This window comes from Aminithiophilus ramosus (assembly GCF_018069705.1).
In the GTDB taxonomy this organism is placed as follows: domain Bacteria; phylum Synergistota; class Synergistia; order Synergistales; family Aminithiophilaceae; genus Aminithiophilus; species Aminithiophilus ramosus.
Genome location: NZ_CP072943.1, coordinates 2,862,850 through 2,876,360, shown reverse-complemented (window position 1 = coordinate 2,876,360; position 13,511 = coordinate 2,862,850). Strand labels below are relative to the sequence as shown.

Below are 13,511 nucleotides of genomic sequence, written 5' to 3'. Positions count from 1 at the left end.
CTTCTTCGGCTCCCGGCGAGGACGGAGCGGATCTCAGAGGCTTTCTCCGCCTTCCGGGGCGGTGCCGCCGGGGTCCTCGACGAGGTGCTTCCAGTAGCGGCGGGGCATGCGGCTTCGCTGGAGCTTCTCGTTCCTTCGGGCCCCGTTCGTCGTCGCCGCGAAATAGATCTGCCAGAGCCGGGCGAAGCCCGGCTCGTTCTCGTCGGGAAGGGAGGCGGACCGGGCCAGGGGGACGATTTTCCAGAGGCCGCCGCGGCAGAGGGCGCTCCGTTCCCGCCTCAGGTCGTGGACGATCCGGTCGTCGTCGGGAAAGCGGCGGGCGAAGTGACGTCCCAGCAGGGGAAGCACGTCGTGATCGGGCTCGCAGGGGGCGTACCAGAAGGTCTTCCTGAAGGAGAATCGGAGAAAGCCCGTCAGGCGGTGGGCCTCGACGCCGACGGAGCGGGCCAGCCCTTCGACGGCCCGGACGGAAGGGGCGCCGTGATCGCCGAGGACGGCCTCTCCGACGGCGAAGGCGCGGCGGCAGTAGGCCACGAAAAGCCCGTCGCCGCAGGGCGTCGACGACAGAGAGGCCAGGAGGAGACGGCGCAGGACCTCCCCGGAAGAGGCTCGGGCCAGGCTTTCGGCGAAGCGGCGGGCCCGTTCTCCGTCGCTGTCGACGGTCCGGGAGAAGAGGCGGAGCCCCTCCTCCGCCGGGGCCACGCCGTCGCCGCCGGAGCGGAGCGCCTCGTCGAGGGCGCAGAGGAGCCCGTCGAAGGTGCCGTCGTGACGGATGACGGTCATGGGAAGAGGCGGAGCTGGCGGCTCTCCCCGTCGGGGCCGTCGGAGAGACGTCGTCGGAGCCGGGCCGCGTCGAGAGGACCGTCGCCGAGGAATCGGCCGTCGCAGGTCAGGAAGTGACGGGCCCGCTTGAGGGCCAGGCCGAGGCGGGGGAGGGCGTCGGCGTCGAGGCGCCTCGTCCGGCGGGCCTCGACGATGCGTCGGGCCGTCGTCCGTCCCAGGCCGGGAACGCGCAGCAGCTGGGAGTAGTCGGCGTCGTTCACCTCCAGCGGGAAGCGCTCCAGGTGGTTCAGGGCCCATCGGGCCTTGGGGTCGAGATCGTCGTCGAGAAGGGGCGACCCTTCGTCGACCAGTTCGTCGACGTCGAAGCCGTAAAGGCGCAGGAGCCAGTCGGCCTGGTAGAGGCGATGCTCCCGCCGCAGGGGAGGGGCCTTTTCGGGGCCGGGCAGGAAGGGGCTGGAGCCCACGGGGACGTAGGCCGAGTAGTAGACGCGGCTCAGATGGAACTTGCGGTAGAGGGCCTGAGTCAAAGTGAGGATGGTCCGGTCCGTCTCGGGCGAGGCGCCGACGATGAGCTGCGTGCTCTGGCCGACGGCCACGGGAGGCGCCTTCGGCGACCGGCGCCGCGCCTCGGCCCCCTCGGCCAGCGTCGTCGCCAGAGTGGCCATGGGTCCCAGGATGGAGGGGCCGCTCTTCTGAGGGGCCAGCCGGAGAAGACTCGCCTCCGAGGGGAGCTCGATGTTGACGCTGACCCGGTCGGCGTAGAGGGCGGCGAGGCGGACGAGGTCCCTGTCGGCGCCGGGGATGACCTTGGCGTGGATGTAGCCCCTGAAGCGGTGGACGGTGCGCAGCAGCCTGAGGGTGGCGACGATGCGCTCCATCGTGGCGTCGGGAGAGACGACGACGGCCGAGCTGAGGAAGAGCCCCTCGATGTAGTTGCGGCGGTGGAAGGCCACGGTCAGCTCGGCCAGCTCGGCGGGAGCGAACTCGGTCCTCTCCACGTCGGCCGAGGCCCGGTTGGCGCAGTAGGCGCAGTCGTAGCGGCAGCGGTTGCTGAGAAGCACTTTGAGAAGGCTCACGCAGCGGCCGTCGGCAGTCCAGCTGTGGCAGATCCCCCCGGGGAAGGCTCCCCTGCGGGCGCTTCCGCTGGAGGAGCAGGAGACGTCGTGGCGGGCCGCCTCGCCCAGAACGGCCAGTTTTCTCTCCCCATCCATGGCAGCCTTCACCTCCTTTAGTTACTGAACGTTACCATATCTTTCTCCCTTTTGCCAGACGGGTTCCGCCCCTCGTCGCGCCGGCGATTATGGCAGCCCTTTTTGCGGTAGAATGGAACCGAACCGTAAATTCGCCTTCAGGGGGAGGTTCCCTTGCGCGCCCTTTCGCTCGTCGTCGTCTCCGTCGTCCTGACCGTCGTCGTCGCCCTCGGAGCGCAGCTGCTCCTTCGGGACATCGACAGGGGAATTCCCGTAGCCCTCATCTTCGAGGAAGAGGGGAGCGGCGCGTCGCTGGGCCGGAGGTTGCAGCAGACCCTCCTGCGGATCATCGACGACGCCCGGGAACAGAAGATCGCCCGCTACCAGCCGCTGGTTTTCTCCTCCGTGAACCTCGACGAGGCCGTGCGACAGGCCGTCGAGGCCGGGGCCGTGGCCATCCTGGGAGGGGGAACGTCGACCTTCACGGGGCGTCTCCTTCTCGCCGCCGAGAAGGGGCATATCTCCTGCGTCTCGCCGAGGGCCAACTCCCGCCGCCTCGCCCTCTCGGGCGACCGTCTCTTCCGGGTCCTGGCCAGCACGGGAGCCCGGAGGGCGGGCCGGTTCGCCCGCGAGCAGGGCTTTCACGACTTCGTCGTTCTGGCCGACGGCAACAACTACCAGTACGTCGATTCCTTCCTCCCCGATTTCGTCGAAACCCTCGGCGAGGCCCCCCTCGACGTCATCCGTCTGGAACGTGGGCTGGAACGGGCCCAGATCATCCATCTGCTGGATCACCACCCCCGGATGAAGGGAGCCCTGCTGCTTCTGCCCGATTTCTTCTCCGCCCTGGCCGTTCAGCTTTTGCGCGATTTCTGGCCGGGCCTTCAGATCTACGTCTCCGACTGGGGCGTCTCGTCCCGCACCTCCTCTTTGGCGGGAAGCCCCGGCGACGGCGTCTGGGGGCTCTCCTTCTTCGCCCCCGAGACGGAGCCTCATCTCGAAGCCCTCTCTTCCCGCCTGAAGGCGCTTTACGGCGAACGTCCTCCCTTCGAGCTGCTCGGTCCGGCCCATGCCGCCCTGGCCATGGTCGATCAGGCCGTGTCCGTCGGCGGCCCCCTCCGGGGCGGCGTTGCGGCGGCCCTGTCGGCGATGAGGCACGTCGACCGCTGGGGATGGGATTTCCCCCTCGACGAGGCGGGCGACGGCGCGCAGCCCCTTCACCTCCTCGAGCTGCGCCAGGGGCGGTGGCGGACCTTCGAGATCGTGCCCCCTCTGGCGTTTCCGGAGGTCTCCTCAGACTCCTTCTCCCCTTGAGCTGAATGAGCCCGCCGCAACGCGAGGGGCCGCCCCCTGGGGGCGGCCCCTCGCGTTGCGGCGGCGGTCGGGACGGGACCTACCGCGTGGCGATGACGCGGTAGGTCCCGTCCTTTTGCTCCTCGCTGCGGCACTGCCACCCCTGGTTGCGGGCGAAGCGGCTCACGTTCTCCCGGGACGTGACGGTGTCGACGAGAATCTCGACGGCGCCGGCGGTCCTGCCGGCCAGGGCCTCTCGGGTCCGCAGAACGGGCTGGGGGCAGGAAAGCCCCCGGGCATCGACGACAAGATGGTCGCTCATGACGATCCCTCCCAGGAAATCAGATCTTCTGGCGCATCAGGAAGCCGACGGAAAGACAGAAGGCCATTCCCGTGACGAAGGCTCCTGAAGTGAAGGGCGTGGCCCCTGCCGGGGAGCTGGCCAGGTTGAAGTTGTGGGCCACGGCGGCTCCGACGAGCATGCCCAGGACGAAGACGGCGGCGTCGCCGTCGCCTTCGCCGCTCATGATGAGCTGACGGCCGGGACAGCCTCCGGCCAGGGTGAAGGCCAGGCCCGAGAGGACCATGCCGAGGAAGTTCCATGTCTGGGACGTGTGGGCCACGGGCTGTCCCTCGAATCCGGGCTTGAAGAGCCCCAGGGCCAGGCTCGTGACGAAGGCGGCGGCGACGAAGGCGGCCACGCCGCTCGCCAGGTGGGAATCGCGGAGCATGACGAGATCGCGGAGGGCGCCGACGGTGCAAAATCGGCTTCTCTGGGCCATCCAGCCGACGACAAGGCCCACGCCGAGGGCCATGGCCAGGGGCGCGTGCTGCGATCCGGGGCCGCTTGCGGAGAAGAAGACGGCGCTCTTTCCCTCTTCACCGAAGACGGGAGCCAGGACGAGAAGGGCCAGCAGGGCCAGGGCGGCGACGGGCATGGCCAGCCCCGATCCCTTTTCCGAGCCGTGGCTCCGGCCAAGGCTGAATCCCTTCCAGAGGAAGGCGATGCCTATGGCGATGCCGGCCAGCAGTCCGGCGATGCCGGCCAGGGCGTTCCAGTCCCCTCCGGCCAGGCGAAGATAGGCTCGCCAGGGACAGCCGAGGAAGATGAGGGCGCCGATCATGGCGAAGAGGCCCAGAAAGAAACGGATCACCGGCGACGAGCCCGACCGGGGACGGTACTCGCCGAAGGCGAGGGCCGAGACGAAGGAACCGAGGATGAAGCCCGGAATCTCGGGGCGCAGGTACTGGACGACGGCGGCCCGGTGCAGCCCCAGGGCGCCGGCGATGTCGCGGGTGAAGCAGGCGACGCAGATTCCCATGTTGCCGGGGTTCCCCTTCCAGACGAGAAGGGGAGCCAGGATGCCGACGACCGCTCCCGTGACGATCGGGCCGAGACGGGACATCAGGATGCCGTTGAGGCTCTTCATGGCTGACGCTCCTTTGATTGAGATTGAGGTTCCGATTCTTGAAGGGCCCGACGGCCCCGGAGGATCCGGTCAGCCCCCCTTTCTTCGTTTTGTCATAAGTAGTATAGATATAAGGCATAGGATATTCAATCGCCCCCCTTGGGAGAGGGACGAAACCGTCGTACAATGTAAGGGTCGTCGAAACTCCATCGTCGCCTCCGCCGGGTGCCTGTTCCCGGAGGCCGAAAGTCGTCGTGGTCCCCTCGTCGCTTGCGCTTCCACCGGCGCTCCGGCGAAGGTGCCTTCATCGGCGCAATGCCCGCCGCTTCCCGAAAGGAGCCCGGATCGCATGAGAGTGTCGTTTCCCCGTCCCCCCCTCGGGCGTCTCGCCCTCCTGGCCGCCCTTCCCCTTCTGTTTCAGACATCGCCCGCCGCCGCGGAGCTTCCCTGGAAGGAATACAGCCTTCTGCCGGGGGAGACGGCCCAGGAGGTGGCCCTCCGCTTCTCCCTCTCCGAGGCCGATCTCCTCTGGGCCAACGACTTCCGTCGGGGCGGGGACCTCGAGGCGGGCATGACGCTTCTCGTCCCCCGCTCCGGAGAGGAGCTCCTGGCCACCCTGCTGGAGGTCCGTGCCCGCAGCCGAGGCGAGACGACGGAAGCACTCCACGCCGAGAGGAAGGGTTTCACCTTCCCCATCCTCGAGATGCAGGCCGCGGCCGCCTCTCCCGTCGCGCCCTCGACCGAGTCCCGGTCCCATCAGAAGGAGCAGGCCTTCATCTGGCCCCTCAAGGGAGAGGTCAGCTCCGGTTTCGGCAGGCGGGGCCGTTCCTTCCACAACGGCATCGACATCCCCGCCCCCAAGGGATCGCCCATCGTGGCCGCCCGTTCGGGACGGGTCGTCTTCGTCGGTTCCATCCGCGGCTTCGGCAAGACGATCCGCGTCGACCACGGAAACGGAGTGGAGACGCTCTACGCCCACTGCACGGCCCTTCTCGCCAAGAAGGGCGAGTGGGTCCGCCAGGGGCAGAAGATCGCCACCGTGGGGCGCACGGGCCGGGCCACCTGCAATCACCTCCACTTCTCCGTCTTCGTCGGCGGCAAGGCCCGCGATCCCCAGGGCTTCCTGCCCTGATGAGAGAGAGACGCGGCTGCCTTGGGCTCTGAACAGTCCGGTTCGGGTGCCTCCTCTTTCCTGAAGGCCCGGGCCGACAGGGCCTTTGCCGTCTCTCTGCTGGGGCTGGGTGCCAACCTCTTCCTGGCCGTCCTCAAGTTCACCGCCGGCTTCCTGGGCCGAAGCGTGGCCGTCACGGCCGACGGCGTCAACTCCCTGTCCGATTGCGTCACCGATGTCGTCGCCCTCGTCGGCTTCCGCTTCGTGGCCCGCCCCGTCGATGCCTCCCACGACTACGGTCACGGCAAGGTGGAGACTCTGACGGCCGCTCTCGTCGGCTTTTCTCTTTTGGCCGTCGCCGCCCTCCTTTTCCGGACGGGCATCGCACGGATCGTTCTCATCGTCGGCGGCCAACTTCCCCCGCGGCCGACGGCCGTCGCCCTCGGGGCGGCCCTCGTCTCCATCGTCCTCAAGGAGGGGCTTTTCCGCTACACCCGCGGGGCCTCGGAACGCCTCAACAGCCCTGCCCTGAGGGCCAAGGCCTGGGATCACCGTTCCGATGTCCTCGCCTCGGCCGTCACCTTCTTCGGCATCGGCGGCGCCATGCTCTTCGGACCGAAGGCCCTGATCCTCGATCCTCTGGCGGCCCTCGTCGTCGCCGTCGCCGTCGCCCGCGTCGCCTGGTCCGTCGTCAGGGGCTCGCTGAACGAGCTCCTCGAGGCTTCGCTCAGCGCCGAGACGGAGGCGGCCATGAAAGCCCTCATCGTCGCCGTCGACGGCGTCGAGGGGGCCCACAACCTGCGGACCCGCTCCATCGGCTGTCAGATCGCCGTCGACGTCCATATCCTGGTCCGCCCCGAGCTGACCGTCGTCGAGGCCCACGACATCACCGTCGATGTCGAGCGGCGCCTGCGGGAGGTCTTCGGCGAGGAGACCTTCATCACCCTTCACGTCGAGCCGCTGACGGGGCTGGGCCTGGCCGGATCGCCCGAGCTCGACGACGGCCATGACGGACGGGAAGGGGGGCCCTCTCACTTCGACGGGCTCTGAGCCGTTGTTCCCTGGGGGGAGAAAGGTCTATAATCCCTTCGATGCATGTAATGCTTTTCGCGAGAGAGAGGGATTATCGTGGATCGTTCCCATCGGAAAGGCCTTTTCGCCGTGGCCTTCGCCGGGCTTCTCTGGGCCCTGCTGGCCCCGGCGGGGAAGATGCTCATTCAAGACGGCGTCGAGGCGCCGACGATCGCCTTTTTCCGCGTCATCACCGTTCTCGCCCTGACCGGACCCTTTCTGTTCCTCTTTCGCCGTCAGGCCTTTCGGGTCACTCCGTCCCAGCTGGGCTTCCTCTTCCTCTACGGAGGCGTGGGCGTCGCCGCCAGCTACGTGGGCTACCTCATGTCCCTTCACTGGCTCTCCGTCCCCTTCGCCCTCCTTCTTCACTACACCTTCCCCATCATGACCCTCCTGGGGGCCTCGCTGATCACGGGAGAGCGTCCGCTGAAGGGCCAGCTTTTCGCGGCCCTCTTCATCCTCTCCGGCGTGGCTCTTCCCATGATCGGCTCCGATTCCTCCCTGTCGGGCTGTTTCTCCCTCCCCGGTCTGCTCTGGGGGCTTCTCGCCGCCATGGCCATGGCCATGCAGTCCCTCTTCGGACGTCTGACCGGCAAGGGGGGGGCGCCCTTCTCGACGGAGACCCTCTTTTTCTACGCCCACCTTTTCGCCGGAATCGTCCTCGGCCTGGGCAAGACGGTGGGACAGGGCTGGTCCGACCTGGCCCTCGTCGGTGGCCGCCAGTGGCTTCTCATCGCCACTCTGGGCGTCTTCGGCAGCCTTCTGCCCTACGCCGTCTTCTACTTCGGCCTGCGCCACGTCGACGCCTCGACGGCCAGCCTGGCCGCCACGGTCGAGATCGTCGGCGGCGTGGCCCTGACGGCCTTCATCCTGGGCCAGATCCCCCAGGAAACGGAGGTCTGGGGCTGCCTGGCCATCATCGTCGGCCTCGTCCTCAATGCCCGGGCCCCCCTGAGGGAGGGCTGAAAGAGGCGATTTCTCCCTTGGGTCCGGACCGGGGAAGAGGCGACGTCGCCGGAAGGAGAGGAGCCGTGATGGATAAGAAACTGTCGTCGTTCCAGACTCTCGTCGCCGACGGGGCCATGGTCCTCATCGCCCTCGTCTGGGGCGGCGGCTATCCCGTCACGGACTATCTCCTCCAGCACCTCTCCCCCCTCTGGGTGCTGGCCTTCCGCTTTTCCATCAGCTCCGTCCTGCTGACCCTTCTCTTCCACCGACGTCTGGCGCGCCTGGAAAGGAGCGATCTTTTCGGCGGCGCCCTGGTGGGGCTCCTCGTCGCCCTCCTCTTCCTCTGTCACGTCTGGGGACTCAAGCTCTCGACGCCGGGCAAGCAGGCCTTCATCGCCGGGACCAACGTCGTCATCGTCCCCTTCCTCTTCGCCCTCATCTACCGCCGCCTGCCCTCTTCCTGGGCCCTGGCCGGGGCGACGGCGACGACGGCGGGCCTTCTCGTCATGGCCTTCTCGCCGGGCATGCGCTTCAACGCCGGAGACGCCCTCTCGGCCGCCATGGCCTTCCTCATCGCCCTCCACTTCATCGCCATCGGCTTCTTCAGCCGCCGCATGGACCCCCTGGCTCTGACGGTGATCCAGATCGACGTGGCCTGCCTGGTCCTCGTCCTGTCGGCTCTGGCCGTGGAGCCCTTCCCCGGCCTGCGCCTGGCCTTGCCCCTTTGGGGCGCGATCCTCTTCGTCTCCCTGGGGGCGACGGTCCTGGCCTTTCTCGTCCAGACCGTGGCCCAGCGCTACACGCCGGAGACGCACGCCGCCATCCTCCTGGCCCTGGAGAGTCCCTTCGGCTTCCTGCTGGCCATTCTCATGGGGCGCGACAGCTGGAACGTCCAGTTCGCCCTCGGCGGTCTCCTCGTCATGGCCGGCGTGATCCTCGCCGAGTGGGAGTCCCTTGCCTCTCCGGGGCCCCTCCGGCCGAAAGGGGAAAAATGAAAGAAGAGGCCTCCCGATCGGGAGGCCTCTTCTTTTTTTCTTGTTTTCTTTTTGCGTCCGGGCCGGAGGCTCTACCAGGCGGCGATGGTGCCGTCGGCCCTCGGCTCCGTCCCTCCGGCGAGGCTTCCCTCGTCGCTGCGCCAGATGATCTGCCCCCGCCCGAAAGAGGTCGATTCCAGGGCCTGCCTCACGTCGTGGCCGCGCCGGGCCAGATCGAGGGCCGCCGGATGGGGAAAGCCCGGCTCGACTTCGACGGTCTTGCCCGACGTCCACTGCCAGCGGGGGGCGTCGAGGGCCTCCTGGGGGTTGAGGCCGAAGTCGACGCTGTTCATGACGACCTGGACGTGGCCCTGAGGCTGCATGAAGGCGCCCATGACGCCGAAGGGGCCGACGGCCTCGCCTCGGCAGGTCAGGAATCCGGGGATGATGGTGTGGTAGGGACGTTTGCCCGGCTCGAGGACGTTGGGGTGGTCCTTTTCGAGGCTGAATCCCAGTCCCCGGTTGTGGAGGGCCACTCCCGTTCCGGGGACGACGAGGCCCGAGCCGAAGCCCCAGAAGTTGCTCTGGATGTAGGAGACCATCATCCCCTCGCCGTCGGCGGCGGCCAGGTAGACCGTTCCTCCCTGGTCGGTCAGGTCGGCCCGAGGGGGACGGGCCTCGTCCTCGGCGACGAGGGCCCGCCGCCTGGCGGCGTGGGCGTCGCCGAGGAGCTCCTCGACGGGGACGTCGGCGAAACGCCTGTCGGCGATGTGGCGGGCCCCGTCGGCGAAGGCCAGCTTCATCGCCTCCAGCTGGAGATGGAAGGTCCGCGGGTCGTCGCGGTGGGCGAACTCGAAGCCCTCGAGGATCTTGAGGGCCATGAGGACGACGAGGCCCTGGCCGTTGGGAGGGATCTCCCAGACCCTGTAGCCCCGATAGTCGACGCCCAGGGGTTCGACCCACTGGGGCTCGAAGGCGGCCAGATCGCCCGGCTTCAGGTAGCCTCCCGTCGCCTCGGCGAAGGCGACGATCCGCCGGGCCAGCTCCCCCTCGTAGAAATCCCGTCCCTTCGTCTCGGCCAGGGCGGCCAGGGTCCGGGCCTGATCGGGGTTGCGAAAGAGCTCGCCCGGCCGTGGCGGCCTGCCGCCGGGACAGAAGGTCTCGAACCAGGGGCGGAAGAGATCTCCCCTGAGGTTCGTGCCGAAGAGGGAGGCCGCCCTGTGCCAGAGGCGGGCCACGTTGGGCGCCACGGGATGGCCCTCCTCGGCGCAGGCCGCGGCCGGGGCCAGGACCTCCTTGAGGGAGAGGCGGCCGTAGCGTTTCGAGAGGGCCCCCCACGTCGCCGGAAGGCCGGGGACGGTGACGGCCGGCCAGCCGTAGGCGGGCAGGGCCTTCAGCCCTCCGGCCCGGAAGGGCCCGGCGTCGAGGCCCGACGGAGCGGGACCGCTTCCGTTGAGGCCCTCGAGGCGTCCCTCGTGCCAGACGAGGGCGAAGGCGTCTCCGCCCAGGCCGTTCGACGTGGGCTCGACGACGGTCAGGGCGGCGGCCGTGGCCAGGGCGGCGTCGACGGCGTTGCCCCCCTTTTTCAGAATCTCCAGTCCGGCCTGGGCCGCCAGGGGATGGCTCGTGGCCACCATGCCCCGCGAGGCGAAGACGACGTTCCGCCGCGAGGGATAGCGATAGGTGAGGGCGTCGATCTGCACGGGAAAGACCTCCTTGCCGGGAAATTTCCTCCCATCATACACCTCTGGTCAGGCTCTCCCGGAAGGTCCATACTGGAGGCATCACGAAAAAACAACCGTTCCCTCAGAGGGAACGGACCCGAGAGGAGCTGAAGCCCTTGGACATCGTCGAACTCTGCCGGCTGGCCCTGGAGCGGGTTCCCGCCTACGGCGACTACGTCGAAAAACGATGCGGCCGCCGTCCCGAAATCAGGAGCCCCGAGGAGGTCAAAAGTCTCCCGCTGACGTCGAAGGCCGACTACATCAAGGCCTACCCGCTGGAAGCTCTCTGCATCGACGGCACGCTGAGGGGAAAGCACGTCCTCTGCCGCAGCTCGGGGACGAAGGGCAAGCCCTTCTTCTGGCCCCAGCTTCCCGAGCAGGAGCGCTACGTCGCCGACTGGCTCTACAGCGATCTCGACGAGGCCTTCTCCATCTCGAGCCGCCCCCTTTTCGCCGTCGTCTCTTTGGCCCTGGGGTCCTGGATCAGCGGCGAGCTGACCTCCTGGGGGCTCCGCAACCTGGCCGTCCAGAGGGGCGGACTGACCCTCGTCACGCCGGGACTCGACATGGACGAGGCCGTCGACATGCTCGAGGCCTTCGCCGGGAAGTTCGAGGGGACGGTCCTCTACAGCTATCCCCCCTTCGCCCGGACCATCCTCGAACGGGCCGCCGCCCGGGACCTTCCCCTGGCCGCCTACCGCATGGGACTTCGTCTGGCCGGCGAGGGGTACAGCGAACGCTACCGCGACCACCTCAACCGGCTCATGGGCTACGACGAGGGGAACCTCCACAGCATCGTCTCCGGCTACGGCTCGACCGATTTCGGCAGCCTGGGCAAGGAGACGCCCCTGTCCATCGCCATCCGCCGCCTCCTCCACGAGAGGGGCCTGGCCAGGGCCGTCCTGGGGCGGGACGAGATCCCCTCCCTCTGTCAGTACGACCCTTCCGTCTTCCACGTCGAGCTCGAGGGGGAGGAACTCGTCGTCTCCCGCTACCAGGCCGTCCCCCTCCTGCGCTACCGCAGCGGCGACAGGGCCAGCCTCATCGCCTACGGCGAGATGATGGAGCGCCTCGCCTCTGTCGGGGTCGATCCCCTGAGGCTGCTGGCCGAGAGGGGCGGCGACCCCTCCCGCGTCCGCGATCTGCCCTTCGTCCTCGTCTGGGGGCGCATCGACGGCGGCGTCTCCTTCTTCGGCGCCAACGTCCTCGTCGAGCAGGTCCGGGAGATCGTCGAGGGACAGGAGGCCTTCCGGTCCTGCTGCACGGGGCAGTTCCAGATCCGCAAAAAAGAGGCGGCCGACCTGGACCCCGTCCTGGAGATCCTCCTCGAACCCCGTCGCGGCGGCGAGGGCGACGCCGCGGCTCTTTCGGATCTGATGGCCTCCTGCCTGGCCGCCGCCAGCGCCGAATACGCCGTCGTCCGCGAGAAGCAGGGCTCCAAGGCCCTGCCTCGGCTGCGCTTCGTCGACGACAGGGAGATGTTCGGCGGGACCAAGTTCCGCTACGTCGGCTAGGGGCTTTCGGAATTCTCCGAAAAAAGGTCGCTCTGGCCCGACCGGTGGGACCCAAAACGGACTTCAAGGACAAAGAGCTTCTTTGCCGATAGCAGGAAAGGGCACCGATCGGCTGTCACCAGGCCGGGCCCGACAGACTTCCGGGGGAGCGGCTCCCCTGAGGGAAGGAGGAGAGCCCTCTCGGGCGCGGCCGTCGTGCGCCGGGTCCCGGAGGCTTTTGTCGTGTGTCTTCGCGTCTTGGGGAGAGCGGATCTGCTTCCGGTTCCCCTCCTCGATCGCCCTGCCCGGCGCGCTTTTCGGGCATCGTCTATACTGAGGGGGCTTCGCGACGGCCGCCGAAGGCCCCCGCGAAAGGGAGGTGAGAACGCTGGAGGGAACGATCAGGGCCCATGTCCGCCCCGGCCTGAGAGTCCGCGTCGTCCAGAAGGCCGACCAGGCCACGGGGCGCCTCACGGAGGGCGTCGTCAGAGACCTGCTCACCAAAAGTCCCACCCACCCTCACGGCATCAAGGTGAGGCTCGAAGGGGGTCTCGTCGGTCGGGTGAAGGAGATCCTCGGCTGAGCCCCGACCGCAGGCCGGGGCTCAGCCCTTCGGACCGGCCGGTCCGGCGAACCGTCCCGACGTCCGGAGGCGGTCTTTTCCCCCTCGCGGCTCCCGGCGCGGCTCGCCCTCTTCCGCGAGGGAGGCCGACAGGGGGAGCCATCGGCCCAGAGAACGAACCTGAGAAAGGGAACGGGAAAAAGCACGACAGAAGAACCAGGGGGGATCGAGATGGATAAGGAACGGGAAAAGGGAGGTCGGCTGGAAGACCTGCCCGTCATCGCCACGCCCGAGATGGAGGGGACGACGAAGCGCGTCGTCTTCGGACCGGGCCGCTTCTGGGACGACTATGTCGTCCGGTTTTTCACGACCCGATCGGGCAGCCGGACGCCCTTCCACAGCCACGACTGGCCCCACTACATCCTCATCCTCGAGGGGCAGGTGAAGGGGACCATCGACGGCCGGACCTGCGAGCTCGAAGGCGGCTGCTGGGCCTATGTCCCGCCCGGCGTGGAGCACGTCTTCGAAAACGTGGGGACGGGAGACCTGAAGTTCATCTGCATGGTGCCCAAAAAGGGCGATCCCTTCGACGAGGGAAAGCTCTGACGGGGCCTGTCTCCCCGGTCCGGCGGACGAGACCGGACCGGGAAGACCGGTCGCCCGGGGGCTGCAGCCCCCGGGGTTTGTCGGCGGCACGGCCCCGCCGGAGCGGGACCCCTTCCGACCGCCGCTAGAGCGCGTCGAGGAAGCGTGTGATGACGCGGCTTACGATGAACTGCAGGAGCGCTTTGAGCACGACTTTGACGATGCCCTTGACGGCGTCGTTCATCGTGCACCCACCTTCTTCCCGGCGCACGTTGCGCCGGAGAAGGTTTACGGGTTTTCCTCCAGGCAAACAGGAACTTCAGACGACAGGAAGGGCCTCGGGGAAGGAGATTCCCCGAGGCCCTTCC

At 68.2% G+C, this 13,511-nt stretch carries 13 protein-coding genes; 8 read left to right on the top strand and 5 right to left on the bottom strand.

The features are described from left to right. Positions 1-33 precede the first annotated feature (33 nt). Both KAR29_RS12930 and KAR29_RS12925 read right to left on the bottom strand, forming a co-directional pair. Complete coding sequence (locus KAR29_RS12930; protein ID WP_274373404.1) at positions 34-783, bottom strand: TIGR03915 family putative DNA repair protein; 750 nt, start codon at positions 781-783, stop codon at positions 34-36. Next, the gene (locus tag KAR29_RS12925; RefSeq protein WP_274373403.1) at positions 780-1,994 is read right to left on the bottom strand and encodes a putative DNA modification/repair radical SAM protein; all 1,215 of its coding nucleotides are present in this window, start codon (positions 1,992-1,994) and stop codon (positions 780-782) included. The genes KAR29_RS12930 and KAR29_RS12925 overlap by 4 nt, the downstream gene beginning before the upstream one ends. A gap of 153 nt (positions 1,995-2,147) precedes the next feature. Between KAR29_RS12925 and KAR29_RS12920 the strand changes: the two genes are divergently transcribed. Continuing rightward, complete coding sequence (locus KAR29_RS12920; RefSeq protein WP_274373402.1) at positions 2,148-3,287, top strand: type 1 periplasmic-binding domain-containing protein; 1,140 nt, start codon at positions 2,148-2,150, stop codon at positions 3,285-3,287. Positions 3,288-3,366: 79 nt separating this feature from the next. Here the strand turns inward: KAR29_RS12920 and KAR29_RS12915 are convergent, their stop codons facing one another. Both KAR29_RS12915 and yedE read right to left on the bottom strand, forming a co-directional pair. Further along, positions 3,367-3,588, bottom strand: coding sequence for a sulfurtransferase TusA family protein (locus KAR29_RS12915; protein WP_274373401.1), 222 nt, complete (start codon positions 3,586-3,588; stop codon positions 3,367-3,369). A 19-nt stretch (positions 3,589-3,607) separates the two neighbouring features. Continuing rightward, positions 3,608-4,696, bottom strand: a complete 1,089-nt coding sequence (yedE, locus tag KAR29_RS12910) for a YedE family putative selenium transporter (RefSeq protein WP_274373400.1) — start codon at positions 4,694-4,696, stop codon at positions 3,608-3,610. Between the two features lie 328 nt (positions 4,697-5,024). Here yedE and KAR29_RS12905 point away from each other — a divergent pair, with 328 nt between their 5' ends. The 4 genes from KAR29_RS12905 to KAR29_RS12890 all read left to right on the top strand — a co-directional run bounded on the left by KAR29_RS12905 (position 5,025) and on the right by KAR29_RS12890 (position 8,800). After that, positions 5,025-5,807 carry a M23 family metallopeptidase gene (locus tag KAR29_RS12905; RefSeq protein ID WP_274373399.1) on the top strand — a complete coding sequence of 261 codons (783 nt, stop codon included), beginning with the start codon at positions 5,025-5,027 and terminating at the stop codon, positions 5,805-5,807. 21 nt (positions 5,808-5,828) lie between these two features. Further along, positions 5,829-6,836, top strand: a complete 1,008-nt coding sequence (locus KAR29_RS12900; RefSeq protein ID WP_274373398.1) for a cation diffusion facilitator family transporter — start codon at positions 5,829-5,831, stop codon at positions 6,834-6,836. Between the two features lie 78 nt (positions 6,837-6,914). Beyond that, positions 6,915-7,823: a DMT family transporter gene (locus KAR29_RS12895; protein WP_274373397.1), complete on the top strand. Its 909-nt coding sequence runs from the start codon at positions 6,915-6,917 to the stop codon at positions 7,821-7,823. Positions 7,824-7,891: 68 nt separating this feature from the next. Beyond that, positions 7,892-8,800, top strand: coding sequence for a DMT family transporter (locus tag KAR29_RS12890; protein ID WP_274373396.1), 909 nt, complete (start codon positions 7,892-7,894; stop codon positions 8,798-8,800). 71 nt (positions 8,801-8,871) lie between these two features. Here KAR29_RS12890 and KAR29_RS12885 read toward each other — a convergent pair whose 3' ends face one another. Next, positions 8,872-10,482, bottom strand: coding sequence for a gamma-glutamyltransferase family protein (locus KAR29_RS12885; RefSeq protein ID WP_311135596.1), 1,611 nt, complete (start codon positions 10,480-10,482; stop codon positions 8,872-8,874). Positions 10,483-10,619: 137 nt separating this feature from the next. On the opposite strand from KAR29_RS12885, the gene KAR29_RS12880 reads away from it, so the two are divergent. The 3 genes from KAR29_RS12880 to KAR29_RS12870 all read left to right on the top strand — a co-directional run bounded on the left by KAR29_RS12880 (position 10,620) and on the right by KAR29_RS12870 (position 13,164). After that, positions 10,620-12,017 (top strand): phenylacetate--CoA ligase family protein, encoded by a 1,398-nt coding sequence (locus KAR29_RS12880; protein ID WP_274373395.1) that lies wholly within the window; start codon positions 10,620-10,622, stop codon positions 12,015-12,017. 358 nt (positions 12,018-12,375) lie between these two features. Then, on the top strand, positions 12,376-12,579 hold the full coding sequence (locus tag KAR29_RS12875) for a YwbE family protein (protein WP_311135595.1): 204 nt from the start codon (positions 12,376-12,378) through the stop codon (positions 12,577-12,579). A gap of 210 nt (positions 12,580-12,789) precedes the next feature. Further along, positions 12,790-13,164: a cupin domain-containing protein gene (locus KAR29_RS12870; protein WP_274373394.1), complete on the top strand. Its 375-nt coding sequence runs from the start codon at positions 12,790-12,792 to the stop codon at positions 13,162-13,164. Positions 13,165-13,511 lie beyond the last annotated feature (347 nt).